Genomic DNA, 15179 nt, shown 5'->3' with positions numbered 1-15179 from the left:
GAAAACAGCATTAACAGGAGGAACCTTATGGATTTTGGCGACTTTAATGTATATCACATTTTTACGATGGGCTTTGCCGGAGCTGAGGAATACCAGGAGCAGTGCGGACAAACAAAGCACCGCCTCTGGAAAATAGAGAATCTTCTGGAATACTTAAAAAAGCTGGGCATTAATACGATTTTGCTTGGGCCTCTGTTCAGTTCAGTATCGCATGGATACGACACAACAGACTATTATACGGTTGACAGGCGTCTGGGCACAAATGAAGATTTAGCGGCGCTTATGAACAAACTCCATGATAGTGGTTTTAAGGTGGTGCTGGACTGTGTTTTTAATCATGTAGGAAGGGATTTTTTTGCTTTTCAGGATATGAAACAGAACCGGGAAAACTCGCGTTATAAAGATTGGTTCCTCGGCGTTAATTTTTGGGGAAATAACAGCTTTAACGATGGCCTTAGCTATGAAAACTGGGCGGGGCATGACAATCTTGTCAAACTGAACCTTTATAATCCAGAGGTAAAGGATTATTTAAAAGAAGTCATGCGTTTTTGGATTGAAACATTTCATATAGACGGCGTCCGGATGGACGCTGCCAACGTTATGAGCACTGAGTTTTTAAGAGAGCTTAGTGATTTTTCCAAAAATTTGAAGCAGGACTTCTGGTTTGTCGGTGAGAGTGTCCACGGCGATTATAATGTGCTGGTACAGGAGGGGCATCTTGATTCTGTAACCAATTATGAGGACTACAAAGGGTTGTATTCCAGCCTGAATACCAAAAACTACTTTGAGATTTCCTTTTCCCTGAACCGCCTTTTTGGCGAGTATGGCATTTACAAAAGCTTTTATACTTTCAATTTTGTGGACAACCATGATGTAGACCGGGTGGCCTCAACCCTGACCCGTGAAGCGTGGTTGTATCCGCTTTATCTGATGCTTTATACCATGCCGGGGATTCCTTCGATTTACTATGGCAGCGAACAGGGCGCCAAGGGTGTAAAAGGGAATGGGACAGACGCGCCGCTCAGACCAAATTATGAAAGCATGCATTTTGATGAGCGCTGTGATTTATATCAGAAAATCTGCCGTATGGCGGCGGTTAGAAGGGCGTCGAGAGCAATACGCTACGGCGATTATAAAGAATTATTTGTAAAGTCGCAGCAAATGGGATTCATGAGGCGTTTTGAAAATGAACAGGTCTACGCCCTGTTTAACAGCGAGGAGAATTCTGTCAGAGTTGAGCACCATGACCTGAGAGGAAAATTTAGGGATTTGTATAATAACGAAATTGTGGAGTGTGACGGCAGTGTTGAAATTCCTGGAGATTCTGGACGTGTTCTGGTAGATGAGAGCTGCGGTCTTGTCGTCGAGGAAATAACAGAACAGCCAAGCAGCAGCCAAGCAGAAGAGCAGTCCGCTGGGGAGATCAAATCCCGAGAGGAGAAATGCGACCAGACTCTTGAAACTCCTATAGGGATGACCATGCAGGATATTATGTCTAAAGCAATAGAGGAGGCTGAAAGGGGCATCGAAGAAGGTGAGGTGCCTGTTGGGGCAGTGATCTTGCACAATGGAGAGATCATAGCAGCGGCCCACAACCAGAAAGAAACGCTGCAGGACCCAACGGCACATGCCGAGATGCTTGTTATTCGTGAGGCTTCAAAAAAACTTGGACGATGGCGTCTGGACGACTGTGAACTTTATGTGACAGCGGAACCGTGCCCCATGTGTATGGGGGCAGTTATTCAAAGCCGAATCAGGAAACTGGTTTACGGGACATGGGAAACGCGGTTTGGCGGTGTCGAGACAACGGCAGAGCTGGGAAAGCATCCAATGCTTTCAAATGCAACGGAAATTTATTCCGGTATCTGTGAAGAGAAATGCCAGGAACTGCTTGAACGTTTTTTTCAAAATAACCGTTAGATAAAACAATGGCACAGCGGAAAGAGGCATAGTAAAATAAAAGTCTTTTCGCTGTGCTTTTAAGATTTAAGCCTCTAAAGTGATAAAATAAAAATAATTCCATTGGGGGTAAGCGGTTTCAGGTTGTTAAAATTAAAACAAGCAAAAATAAGTGTTGACAAAGGTTTTAGAAACAGATATAATCTTTTCAACATCAAAAATATCTAACAGCTATGACCAAGAGAAAGATACCGTAGGTCTTTATTCCAGAGAGTTGGCGAATGGTGTGATGCCAACAATAAAGGGGTATGTAATACTCACTTGCGAGCTGCTGACCTGAAAGTTTACCAAACTAGTAGGGGAAGCCGTTATCCTGTAACAGGAGTGTCAGCGTTAAATGACTAGGGTTAAGAAAGACAAATGTCTGTTCCGACCTGAAGAGGAAATGGCCGTGAGGCTGTTTTAAAGAAGAGTGGTACCGTGGATATGTATATATTATCCGCCTCTTTTTATACAATGACAGAATTGTATACAAAGAGGCGGTTTTTTTATATAAAAAATTATTCTTAAGAGTTTTTTAGGAGGAACTAAAAAAATGGCAACATTATTTTATGACAAAGATTGTAATTTAGGTTTATTAGATGGTAAGAAAGTAGCTGTTATCGGTTATGGCAGCCAGGGACATGCTCACGCTTTAAATATGAAAGAATCCGGAGTGGATGTGCGCATCGGTTTATATGAAGGCAGCAAATCCTGGCCTAAGGCTGAAGCAGCGGGCCTTACAGTCAAAACTGTCGCCGAAGCGGTAAAAGAATCTGATGTCATCATGGTATTGCTTCCAGATGAAAAACAGGCTCAGATTTACGCAACCGAGATTGAACCAAATCTGGAAGACGGCAACTACCTGGCATTTGCTCACGGTTTTAACATCCATTTCAAACAGATTGTTCCACCGGCAGGCGTAAATGTATTTATGATCGCGCCAAAAGCTCCGGGTCATACTGTAAGAAGCCAGTTTGAAAAGGGTGAAGGTGTTCCAATGCTGATTGCCGTTGAGCAGGACCCATCTGGTAATACTCATGATATCGGATTGGCTTACGCAAAAGCCATCGGCGGTGCGAGATCCGGTATTCTTGAAACCAGCTTCCGCGAAGAAACAGAAACAGATTTATTTGGAGAACAGGCTGTTTTATGCGGCGGCGTTACAGCGTTGATGAAGGCAGGCTTTGAAGTATTGGTAGAAGCCGGCTACGAACCGGAAAGCGCATACTTTGAATGTATCAACGAAATGAAACTGATCGTTGACCTGATCTTCAAGGGTGGTTTCTCCATGATGCGTTATTCCATCTCTGATACTGCTGAATACGGCGACTATGTCACAGGCTCAAAGATCATTACCGAGGACACAAAAGAAGCCATGAGAGAAGTATTAAGAGACATTCAGGAAGGTACTTTTGCTAAAAACTGGTTACTTGAAAACAAATGCGGCAGACCATATTTTAATGCGAAGAGACGGATTGAGTCCGAACAGCAGCTTGAAAAAGTCGGCGCAGAATTGAGAAAGATGATGACCTGGGCTGACTGATTGTCCAGTTAACGCTTATTCACCAAGAAGGCAGAAGGTTATCCTTTTGCCTTCTTTCATAAAATAAACAAATTGCTAAAATCCCTTCGTAACGGAGAGTAGAAAGAGGAACAAGAATGTCCGAAAAAATAATTTTATTCGATTCTACCCTTAGGGATGGAGCCCAGGCAGAAGGAATATCCTTTTCTGTAGAGGATAAAATCCGGGTACTGGAAACGCTGGACCGGGTAGGCATTGATATCATCGAAGCGGGTAACCCGGGATCAAATCCAAAGGATATCGAGTTTTTTGAACGCGTTAAGGATATTGAACTGAAGCATTCAAAGCTGTGCGCATTTGGCAGTACAAGAAGAAGCGGCATTGATGTGGAAGATGATGCAAACCTGCAGGCGATTATTCAGGCGGATACACCGGCAGTTGCTATTTTTGGAAAAGCGTGGCCTTTTCATATCACAGAGATTATTAAAACGACACTGGACGAAAATCTTGCGATGGTTGAGGATACGATGGCTTTTTTAAAAGCAAGTGGAAAGGCTGTAACCTTTGACGCAGAACATTTCTTTGACGGCTACAAGATGGACCCGGCATATGCTGTTGAGGTTCTGAAAGCAGCTGAGCGCGGCGGAGCCGAATGCGTCGCCCTTTGTGATACCAACGGCGGTACTCTCCCCATGGAAATCATGGAGATTGTAAAGCATGTTGCCAGTGAAGTCGGCATTGCCGTCGGCATTCATTGCCATAATGACAGTGGTCTGGGCGTAGCAAATAGTATTATGGCAGTACAGGCCGGGGCAAGACAGGTGCAGGGAACTTTTTTAGGCTATGGAGAACGATGTGGAAACGCCAATCTTTCTTCGATTATTCCCAATCTTCAGCTAAAGCTGGGGTATGACTGCCTGAGCCCAGAGTCAATGGAAAAGCTGACCAGCTCGGCCATCCGTATCGCGGAAATTTCCAATTATGTTTTGTCCGGGCGAGAACCCTTTGTGGGTAAAAGCGCCTTTGCTCATAAGGGCGGCATGCATATTGACGCGGTATTAAAAGCGCCGACTTCCTTTGAGCATATTCCACCAGAGTCTGTAGGGAACCAGCGGCGGATTTTAATGTCAGAGGTTGCCGGGCGCAGTACCATTATCCAGCTGATCAATGAAATTGATCCAAGCCTGACAAAAAAATCAGAAGAAACCACGCGGGTGATGGACAAAATTAAAGAGCTCGAGTATCAGGGCTATCAATTTGAAGGTGCTGAGAGCAGTATCAAGCTTTTGATTCGCAAAGAACTTGGAAAATACCGGCCGTTTTTTCAGATTGAAGATTTTAAAACCATCGGTGAAAAGCCTGTTGAAGGCCGGGCACTCAGCGCTTCTGCCGTTGTAAAGGTCAATGTTGAGGGACAGTCTGAAATCAACGCTGCTGAAGGTGACGGCCCTGTAAATGCTTTGGATAAAGCGCTCAGAAAAGCTCTGGAGGTCTTTTATCCCAAAATTAAGGAGGTTCGCCTCACAGACTTTAAGGTCCGCGTGATTGATAAAGGCGCGACAGCCTCGAAAGTCCGTGTTTTAATCGAAAGCACAGATGGCGAGGATATCTGGACAAACGTCGGCGTTTCCACTGACGTTATTGAAGCCAGCCTTATCGCGTTAATCGATTCGATTGAGTACAAGCTTCTCAACGATATGGAAAGAAAATTGAAAGAGTTTAAATTTATATAAATTAAGAAGGAGAGTGATCATTTTGGGTATGACAATGACTCAGAAAATATTGGCGGCACATGCTGGTCTGGAATCCGTAAAACCGGGTGATTTGATCATGGCAGACCTGGACCTGGTGTTGGGGAATGATATTACCTCACCGGTAGCCATCAATGTTTTTAAAAATATTAATAAGGAAACCGTTTTTGACAAAGACAAGGTTGCGCTGGTCCCAGACCATTTTGCGCCGAACAAGGATATTAAGGCTGCGGAGCAGTGCAAACAGGTGCGCTGTTTTGCCTGTGAGCAGGATGTCACCAACTATTTTGAAATCGGCGAAATGGGTGTAGAGCATGCTCTGCTGCCGGAAAAGGGGCTGGTTGTTGCCGGCGATGTCGTGATTGGGGCAGATTCTCACACCTGTACCTATGGTGCGCTTGGGGCTTTCTCAACCGGTGTGGGTTCTACCGACATGGCGGTTGGTATGGCAACCGGTAAAGCCTGGTTTAAGGTGCCGTCTGCCATTAAATTCAATCTGACTGGCGCTTTCAAAGAAGGTGTTTCAGGAAAAGACCTGATTCTTCACATTATCGGAATGATTGGTGTGGATGGTGCGCTTTATAAATCAATGGAATTTGCCGGAGAGGGTGTGTCAAGCCTGACGATGGATGATCGCTTCACCATTGCAAATATGGCCATTGAAGCTGGCGGTAAAAATGGTATCTTCCCTGTCGACGATAAGACCATCGAATATATGAAGGAACATTCCACCAAGGAATACAAGGCCTTTGAAGCAGACGCCGACGCCGAGTATGACGCTGTGTACGATATTAATCTGGCAGATATCAAGTCTACGGTGGCATTCCCGCACTTGCCTGAAAACACTAAAACCGTTGATGAAATTACTGAACCGGTTAAGATTGACCAGGTTGTTATCGGCTCATGCACCAATGGACGTTTCTCAGACTTTAAAAAGGCCGCAGATCTGATGCGCGGTAAGCATGTTGCCAAAGGAATCCGTGTTTTGATTATTCCAGCAACTCAGCAGATTTACCTGGATTGTATGGAAGCGGGATATTTAAAAGACTTTATTGAAGCGGGCGCAACGGTGAGCACACCGACCTGCGGGCCATGCCTGGGCGGACATATGGGGATTCTGGCAGCGGGAGAACGCTGTGTTTCCACAACAAACCGTAACTTTGTCGGACGCATGGGCCATGTGGACTCGGAAGTCTATCTGGCGAGCCCCGAGGTTGCGGCGGCATCTGCTATCCTGGGCCGTATTGCCGGACCAGAAGAATTATAAAAAGGAGGAACGCATCATGAAAGCAAAAGGAAAAGTATTTAGATATGGCAACAATGTTGATACAGACGTTATTATTCCCGCAAGATACCTGAACACCAGCGATCCTCTGGAATTAGCGGAGCATTGTATGGAGGATATTGATAAGGATTTTATAAAACGCGTGGAGGACGGCGATATCATCGTCGCTGATGATAATTTTGGCTGCGGCTCTTCAAGAGAGCATGCGCCCATTGCCATCAAAGCCTCAGGCGTCTCCTGTGTAATCGCCAATAGCTTTGCGCGTATTTTTTATCGCAATTCCATCAATATCGGGCTGCCGATTCTGGAATGTCCGGAAGCGGTGGCAGCGATTGAAGCAGGCGACGAAGTAGAAGTGGATTTCGACTCTGGCGTTATCACTGACGTGACCAAGGGACAGAGCTTCCAGGGACAGGCATTCCCTGAATTTATGCAGAAGCTGATCGCAGCAGGCGGCCTGGTAAATTACGTCAACGAGAATCTCATTTAGCTTCATTATATACAGGCTGGATTTCCAGCCTGTGCTTTGAAAAAAATTGAGTAGGTTACAGAGGAGAAAAATCAATGAATTATAAAATAGCAGTTATTAAAGGGGACGGAATCGGTCCTGAAATCGTAGAAGCCAGCATGAAAGTGCTGGATAAAATTGGTGAAAAGTACAATCATACCTTTGACTATACAGAAGTTCTGGCAGGGGGCGCAGCTATTGATGCCTGCGACACACCGCTTCCGCAGAAAACGGTGGATATCTGTAAAGCCAGTGACGCTGTATTGTTAGGTGCCCTCGGCGGTCCAAAGTGGGATAACCTGCCAGGGGACAAGCGACCAGAGGCCGGCCTCTTAGGCATTCGCAAGGCTCTTGGCTTGTTCGCGAACCTGAGACCAGCCATGCTTTTTGAAGAGCTGAGAGACGCTTCACCGTTAAAATCCGAGATTATCGGCGATGGTCTGGACGTTTTAGTCGTCCGTGAACTGACCGGCGATGTATATTTTGGGGAAAAGAAAAAAGACGGCGATTTCGGCGCTTCTGACTTAATGAATTACACGCGGCCAGAGGTAGAAAGAATTGCCCGGGTAGCCTTTGACAGCGCGAAAAAGCGCGGCGGAAAGGTAACCAGTGTCGATAAGGCAAATGTTCTTGAAACTTCACGCTTCTGGCGTTCAGTGGTTCTTGAAATTGCCAGGGAATACCCCGATGTCGAGCTGGACCATCTGTATGTCGATAATGCGGCCATGCAGCTTGTCATTAATCCGCATCAGTTTGATGTTATCTTGACAGGAAATCTTTTCGGAGACATTCTATCCGATGAAGCCAGCATGCTTACCGGGTCGATCGGAATGCTGCCTTCGGCCAGCCTGGGCGAAGGCAAGTTTGGCATGTATGAACCGATTCATGGCTCAGCGCCAGATATCGCTGGGCAGGATAAAGCCAACCCGATTGCCACAGTGCTGTCTGTCGCAATGATGCTGCGCTATTCCTTAGGCCTTTCGGATGAGGCGGACAATATTGAGGACGCAGTGAAAAAGACACTTGCTCAGGGTTACCGCACCGGCGATATTGCCGGTGACAATAGCAATGTTGTCGGCTGTGTCGAAATGGGTGAAAAAATTATTTCTAATCTATAATAATAAGGAGAAAAATTATGCGTAGTGATTCCATAAAATCAGGAATGCAGAATGTGCCGAAGCGGGCGCTTCTGAGAGCGCTTGGCTTGACCGAAGAAGAAATGACAAGACCTTTGATTGGCGTTGTTAACTCTTATAATGAAGTCGTTCCGGGGCATATGAATCTCGATAAAATTACAGAAGCCGTAAAAGCTGGTGTTCGTCTGGCTGGTGGGGTTCCTCTGGAATTTCCAGCAATCGCTGTCTGTGATGGGATAGCAATGGGCCATCAGGGGATGAAATATTCGCTGGTTACCCGAGATCTGATTGCCGACTCTACCGAAGCCATGGCAATGGCCCACGCCTTTGACGCTTTGGTAATGATTCCAAATTGCGATAAAAATGTTCCCGGGCTTTTAATGGCGGCAGCCCGTCTTAATCTGCCTGCTATTTTCGTCAGCGGCGGCCCAATGCTGGCCGGACGGGTAGGCGATTTGAGAACAAGCTTTTCCAGTATGTCAGAAGCGGTGGGCTCCTATACTGCCGGGAAAATGTCTCAGGAAACATTGGAAGAGTATGAATGTAATACCTGTCCGACCTGTGGCTCTTGCTCGGGGATGTATACTGCTAACAGCATGAATTGCCTGACTGAGGTTTTGGGCATGGGGCTGCGCGGCAACGGCACAATCCCGGCCGTTTACTCTGAACGTCTGCGTCTGGCTAAACGTGCGGGTATGCAGATCATGGAGCTGCTCGAAAAAGATATTCGACCAAAGGATATTATGACAGCGGATGCTTTCAGAAACGCATTAACAATGGACATGGCGCTGGGCTGCAGCACGAATTCGATGCTGCATCTGCCGGCGATTGCCCATGAATGTGGTGTGGATCTGAATTTGGAAATTGCCAATGAGCTCAGCGAGAAAACACCGAATCTGTGTCATTTGGCGCCTGCGGGCCATACCTATGTGGAAGACTTGAACGCTGCCGGCGGGATTTATGCGGTTATGAGTGAAATCAACAAGCTTGGCCTGTTAAAAACAGATTTAATCACGGTCACAGGAAAAACAGTGGGCGAAAATATCGAAGGGGTTCATAATCTGAATCCTGAGGTTATCCGCCCTGTTGAAAATCCTTACAGCAAAACCGGCGGTATTGCGGTTCTGAAAGGCAGCCTGGCACCAGATACCTGTGTGGTTAAACAGTCTGCGGTCGTACCGGAAATGCTTAAGCATGAAGGCCCTGCCAGAGTGTTTGAGAGCGAGGAAGCAGCACAGGAGGCCATCAATAATGATCAGATTAACGCCGGTGATGTGGTGGTAATCCGCTATGAAGGACCAAAAGGCGGCCCGGGCATGCGCGAAATGCTGAACCCAACCTCTGCCATCATGGGAAGAGGGCTTGGCAGCTCTGTTGCGTTGATTACAGATGGCCGTTTCAGCGGCGCTACCAGAGGTGCCTGTGTCGGTCATGTTTCACCAGAAGCGGCGGCCGGCGGCCCAATCGCTTTTGTAGAGGAAGGCGATATCATTTCCATTGATATTCCCAACCGCAGCATTGAGCTGAAGGTCAGTGAGGAAGAAGTGGCTAAACGTAGGGAAGGCTGGACGCCAAAAGAACCGGAAATTAAGACGGGTTACCTGGCCCGTTATGCAAAGCTTGTGTCTTCTGCAAATAAGGGAGCTATTTTAGAATAGTCAGGTCTAGCGGCTGTTATAAAATATCGTACTGCCAGATATTATATCTGGCAGTACGATTGATTTATATTTGCTGCTAACCAGAGAAATAGAGGAGAGAACGATGAAAAAAGCAGAAAAATTATTAGGATCAGAGATTGTCGTACGCTGTCTCGAAGAATTGGGAGTTGAACATGTTTTCTCTTTCCCGGGAGGCGTTGTCATACCACTTTTTGATGCTTTCTACCGGATGGATCATAAAATTGCTCAGATCGAGCCCTGCCATGAACAAAATGGCGTTCACGCGGCTGATGGCTATGCGCGTGTCAGCGGTAAGGTAGGTGTCGCGATTACCACATCTGGCCCGGGAGCCACCAATGCCATTACCGGAATCGCCAATGCGTATCTGGACTCTGTGCCTTTGGTTGTCTTTACCGGGCAGGTGGCACAATCCCTGTTAGGAAAGGATTCTTTTCAGGAAGTTGATATTGTCAGCGTAACGATGCAGATTACAAAGCACAGTTTTCAGGTAAGAGATGTCTCCATGCTGGCGCCATCCATTTACGAAGCGTTTAACATTGCATCTACAGGCCGGCCGGGTCCTGTTGTCATTGATATCCCAAAAGATATCTTTATGACGGAAACAGAATATGTTCCTCTGAGCGATGAACGGAAGCCTGTAAACTATTTTCCAACGCCAAGCCGCGATGCGCTGGTTCGTTCCGCGGAGTTTATTAACCGCGCTGAACGGCCCATGATCTATGCTGGCGGCGGTGTTTTAAAATCTGGCGCAAGCGAAGAGCTGGTCGCCTTTGCAGAAAAAGCAGGGATTCCTGTTGCCAATTCTTTGATGGGGCTGGGCTGTATTCCGAGAGACAACCCGCTTTCACTGGGCTTTGTCGGAATGCACGGCTCTCAGGAGTGCAATCTGGCGGTGATCAATTGTGATACCCTGATCGCCGTAGGCGCCCGCTTCAGTGACCGCGTGACAGGCAATATTAATGAATTTATGCGAGATAAAAAAATTATTCACATTGATATTGACCCGACAGAGTTTGAAAAGAATATTCAGGTTAATGTTCATATTCAGGCTAATATCAAGGATGTGCTGCCAGCTCTCTCTAAGCTGGTGGAAGAGAAGAAGCATCCTGAATGGTATAAACAGATCGCGGAATGGCCGCTGCCTGAACGGCCTAAAAATGAATACAACCCTAAAAATATGCTGGAGCATATCAACGATGTTTTTGAAGACGCTTATGTTGTAACCGAGGTTGGCCAGCATCAGATGTGGGTTGGCCAGTACTGGAAATTTAAATTCCCAGGCCAGTATGTTACCTCTGGCGGGCTTGGCACCATGGGCTTTGGCTTAGGCGCTGCGGTGGGTGTTCAACTCGCTAAACCGGATAAAGATGTTATCCTGGTTGCGGGCGATGGAAGCTTCCGTATGAACTGTCAGGAGCTTATTACGGTGAAGCGTTATAACCTGCCCATTAAGATATTCCTCTTTGATAACCAGACGCTTGGCATGGTGCGTCAATGGCAGAAGCTTTTCAATGAAAAACGTTATGCCCAGACTGATCTAGATCAGGGAACCACGGACTATCTCCAGCTGGCGGCTGCCAGCGGCATCAAGGGCTTTGAGGTTAACAGCCTTGAAGAGCTGGATGATGCGCTTGAAAAGATCAAAGATATGAAGGAGCCGGTGCTTGTTCATTGCAATATTTCCAAGGAAGAGGGTGTATACCCGATGGTTCCGGCTGGAAAACCAATTGATGAAATTTATTATGAATAATCGGAAAAAGCCTCATTCTTTAATGAGGCTCTTTTTTAAATGGAAAAACATGAGAATATTTCGTTGTTTGTTTATAAAAAGTAAAAATGGGTATATAATAGAATTGACAAAGACTGTTTTTTAAATTAAAATTATTCTAAAATGTTTTATTATTGAGAGTAGAAAATTAAAAGAAAGTGGTGAATACTTTGAAAAAATGGAGATGTACGGTCTGCGGTTATATTCATGAAGGTGATACTCCGCCGGCAGAGTGTCCGATCTGTGGTGTGGGACCGGATAAGTTTGAATTAATCGAAGAAGAAAAGCCTAAAAGATGGCGCTGCACAGTCTGCAATTACATTCATGAGGGCGATACACCGCCGGAAAAATGCCCGATCTGTGGTGTGGGACCGGATAAATTTGTGCTGGTAGAGGATGAGCCCGAGGATGGCCTTTCTAAGGAAGAAAAGGATAAGCTGCAAAGCCTGCTGTTTAATGTCAGCTATGGATTGTATATCATTTCTTCAAAGGACGGGGACAAAATTAACGGTATGACCTCGAACAGCTTCATTCAGATTACAGACACGCCGCTGCGCGGCTGTGTATGCATCAACAAAGGAACCCGCACAGCTGAAATGATCGAAAAATCCGGCGTGTTCGGCGTTTCTGTTCTTGGTCAGAATAACCATGATCTGGTAACGCATTTTGGTTTTCAGAGTGGGCACACCGTAGATAAATTTAAAGATGTTTCTTATATTACAGGTGAAAAAACAGGTTGCCCTGGTTTGCCAAATACCCTATGCTTCATTGAGCTGGAGGTAGAAAAAACGGTTGACCTCGGAACACACAATATGTTTATCGGTAAAGTTGTCGGCGGCGAGGCTTTTCATAAAGCAGAGCCAATGACCTATGCATATTACCGGGCAACACGGTAAGAAAATGATAGATCTGTCATGATGACGGATTCAATTTGCCAAAGAAGTGGCGCAGGCCGAGACTACGCCTTTTATCCAGATAAGAAAAAGGTCCAAGCGCTGCGGTAAACGGCCGGGAATCATACTTTTTACCGGAAATGCCGGACACTGGAGGGATCAAACGTCTACTTTATTAAAGAAGATACAAGTTTAAAGGCAGTGCCCGCAGGACTCTTTTTTTCCTTAGGTAAAAGGCTCCGTCTCTTGAAGTTTTTTGATGCGCTGAATCCGTCATTGCGACGGATTTTTTTATTTTTCATTGACATTAAACGGGTTTAAATTTATAATTAGTTTCGTGTGAAACTATTGATTGAGTTTTACTTAATAAAGAAGAGAGGAGAGAATATGTCGGAAGAAATGATTAAAAAACAAGATAGTTCGTATTTTGCGACTGAGCGAATTGGAAAGCTTATCGCTAAGTTTGCAGTGCCCTGCGTTGTGTCAATGCTTGTCAATGCACTTTATAACATTGTTGACCAGATATTTATTGGACAGGGGGTAGGCTACCTTGGAAATGCCGCCACAAATGTAGCTTTTCCATTGGTAACCATCTCTTTAGCCATCGCATTGCTCATTGGCGACGGGTGTGCGGCTTATTTTAGCCTGAAACTGGGCGAGGGGAAAAATGAGGAAGCTGCCAGAGGTGTGGGAAACACGATTACCATGCTGACGATTGCTGGAATTCTTTTTTTTATTTTTGGGATGCTCCTGTTAAAACCGATGCTTCATCTGTTTGGTGCAACGGAAACTGTTTTTCCCTATGCTGAAGCCTATACACGTGTTATTATTATTGGTCTGCCCTTCGTACTGGTGGGCGCTGGGTTGAATTCAGTTGTTCGCGCAGATGGAAGTCCTCGTTTTTCGATGGCCGCTATGATTGTAGGCGCTATTATCAACACCATTCTGGATCCAATATTTATTTTTATCTTTGGATGGGGCGTTTCGGGGGCTGCTTTTGCGACTATTCTTGGACAGATCGCCACCTTTGTCATTACGATGTTTTATCTGGTGCGTTTTAAGAATATTGCTTTAAAAAAAGAGTATCTGAAATTAAAAGGAAAAATCTGTAAAATGGTCTGTTCACTTGGCATTTCAAGCTGTGTAAACCAGCTGGCAGTTACGGTCGTTGTCATTGTGACCAACAATGTACTGGCATATTACGGGGCAATGTCACCATATGGCGCGGAGATCCCTTTATCTGCCATTGGCATTGTCATGAAGGTAAACCAGATTCTGATGTCTATCCTTATTGGAATCGGCGTTGGCTCACAGCCGATCATCGGCTATAATTACGGAGCGCAGAATTACGATCGTGTGAAGAAAACCTTTTTTATGTCTGCGGGAATCGCGACGGTGTTTGCCTGTATCGGATTTTTGCTGTTTCAATTCTGCACACAGGGCATTGTCAATATTTTTGGACAGGAGGACGCATTGTATAATGATTTTGCACTCAGGACCTTTCGCGTTTTTCTGGCTGTCTGCTTTTTAAACGGTTTTCAGATGGTCACCTCGATCTTTTTCCAGGCCATCGGTAAACCGCTAAAGGCTACTTTGATTTCGCTGTCAAGGCAGATTCTTTTTCTGATACCGCTGTTTATCATTCTTCCTGCCTTTACGGGTGTCACCGGCGCCCTATACGCAGGACCGATTGCAGATGCCATGGCCTTTTTGTTAGCCTTGGTTTTAGTCATGTTTGAAATGAAACACTTGAATTTATTGGCAAAAACAGGTAAACTAGAGTTAGAAACCAATGAATAAAGGGGGAAGCAGACATGAGTGAACGTATTATTATAACCATTGCCCGTCAGTTTGGCAGCGGAGGAAGAAACATCGGAAAGAAACTGGCAAAAGCACTGGAAATTCCGTTTTATGATCAGGAGCTTATTGACGAAGGCGCTAAGGAAAGCGGTATTAATCCGGAAATGGTTAAGGACCTGGAAGAAACTCCAACCAATTCCCTGCTGTACTCCATTGCCACCAGTTCGTTCTTTGGCGCCGGACATTTTTCACCAACTGTCGAGTTGCCAATGACCGACCGTTTGTTTTTAGCCCAGTCTGATGTGATCCGTAAATTTGCGGCCGAAGGCTCCTGTGTTATTGTGGGGCGCTGCGCAAATTATGTTCTCAGGGATGATGAGGATACTGTGGATGTCTTTATTCACCGGGATTTTGAGGAGCGGGTTAATCAGGTATCTAAAATCTATGATTTGAATCTGAAGAAGGCTGAGGAGACGGTTAAAAAGATTGACAAAAGACGAAGCAATTACTACAGCTATTATTCAGACAAAAAATGGGGACAGGCAGATAACTATGACCTGTGCCTGAACAGCGGCGCTTTAGGCGAAGACAGCTGTGTGGATATTATCAAATCTTTCATTGAAAAACGAAATATACGAAAAAAGGCAAGAGGTTAAAAAACCTTACAGCCCATTGGAGATTTCCAATGGGCTTTTTTATTTTTTGGGTATAAAGGAAATATGGTGTCAAATCAAAAAAGTTTTATGAAAACGTGACATTTTTGAGCCTTAACTTGTTCGTAATACGCTCTTAACATGGGTTCGCTATAATTGAAGAGTCCTGAACAGAAAAACAAGATTCTGATCAGATAAAAAAAGATTTAAGGCAAAATACAGCGTGTGATAAACCGGAGTGTA

The 15179-nt window shown here is 45.4% G+C and carries 11 protein-coding genes; all 11 read left to right on the top strand.

Annotated features, from left to right (window positions below; translation table 11 throughout):
- Positions 1-27 precede the first annotated feature (27 nt).
- The 11 genes from B2M23_RS20215 to B2M23_RS20165 all read left to right on the top strand — a co-directional run bounded on the left by B2M23_RS20215 (position 28) and on the right by B2M23_RS20165 (position 14939).
- Positions 28-1920, top strand: coding sequence for an alpha-amylase family glycosyl hydrolase (locus tag B2M23_RS20215; protein WP_052237100.1), 1893 nt, complete (start codon positions 28-30; stop codon positions 1918-1920).
- A gap of 574 nt (positions 1921-2494) precedes the next feature.
- A complete protein-coding gene (gene ilvC / locus B2M23_RS20210) occupies positions 2495-3484 on the top strand; it encodes a ketol-acid reductoisomerase (RefSeq protein ID WP_038351264.1) in 990 nt (329 codons plus the stop codon).
- 116 nt (positions 3485-3600) lie between these two features.
- The gene (cimA, locus tag B2M23_RS20205; protein ID WP_013381039.1) at positions 3601-5196 is read left to right on the top strand and encodes a citramalate synthase; all 1596 of its coding nucleotides are present in this window, start codon (positions 3601-3603) and stop codon (positions 5194-5196) included.
- A gap of 22 nt (positions 5197-5218) precedes the next feature.
- Positions 5219-6481, top strand: a complete 1263-nt coding sequence (leuC, locus tag B2M23_RS20200) for a 3-isopropylmalate dehydratase large subunit (RefSeq protein ID WP_013381038.1) — start codon at positions 5219-5221, stop codon at positions 6479-6481.
- A gap of 16 nt (positions 6482-6497) precedes the next feature.
- Positions 6498-6989 carry a 3-isopropylmalate dehydratase small subunit gene (gene leuD, locus B2M23_RS20195; RefSeq protein ID WP_013381037.1) on the top strand — a complete coding sequence of 164 codons (492 nt, stop codon included), beginning with the start codon at positions 6498-6500 and terminating at the stop codon, positions 6987-6989.
- Positions 6990-7063: 74 nt separating this feature from the next.
- On the top strand, positions 7064-8125 hold the full coding sequence (gene leuB, locus B2M23_RS20190) for a 3-isopropylmalate dehydrogenase (RefSeq protein WP_038351265.1): 1062 nt from the start codon (positions 7064-7066) through the stop codon (positions 8123-8125).
- Between the two features lie 17 nt (positions 8126-8142).
- Positions 8143-9801, top strand: a complete 1659-nt coding sequence (ilvD, locus tag B2M23_RS20185) for a dihydroxy-acid dehydratase (RefSeq protein ID WP_038351266.1) — start codon at positions 8143-8145, stop codon at positions 9799-9801.
- 103 nt (positions 9802-9904) lie between these two features.
- Complete coding sequence (gene ilvB / locus B2M23_RS20180; protein ID WP_038351267.1) at positions 9905-11572, top strand: biosynthetic-type acetolactate synthase large subunit; 1668 nt, start codon at positions 9905-9907, stop codon at positions 11570-11572.
- Between the two features lie 179 nt (positions 11573-11751).
- Entirely contained in the window at positions 11752-12486 is a 735-nt protein-coding gene (locus B2M23_RS20175) for a rubredoxin-like domain-containing protein (RefSeq protein WP_227207411.1), read from the top strand.
- Positions 12487-12870: 384 nt separating this feature from the next.
- A complete protein-coding gene (locus B2M23_RS20170; protein WP_081571321.1) occupies positions 12871-14283 on the top strand; it encodes an MATE family efflux transporter in 1413 nt (470 codons plus the stop codon).
- A gap of 14 nt (positions 14284-14297) precedes the next feature.
- Positions 14298-14939 (top strand): cytidylate kinase-like family protein, encoded by a 642-nt coding sequence (locus B2M23_RS20165; protein WP_038351268.1) that lies wholly within the window; start codon positions 14298-14300, stop codon positions 14937-14939.
- The last annotated feature ends 240 nt before the right edge of the window (positions 14940-15179 follow it).

It is taken from the genome of Eubacterium limosum (genome assembly GCF_000807675.2).
Taxonomy (GTDB): domain Bacteria; phylum Bacillota; class Clostridia; order Eubacteriales; family Eubacteriaceae; genus Eubacterium; species Eubacterium limosum.
Note: the sequence above shows the minus strand (reverse complement) of the source record. Positions and strands in the feature narration are given on the sequence as shown.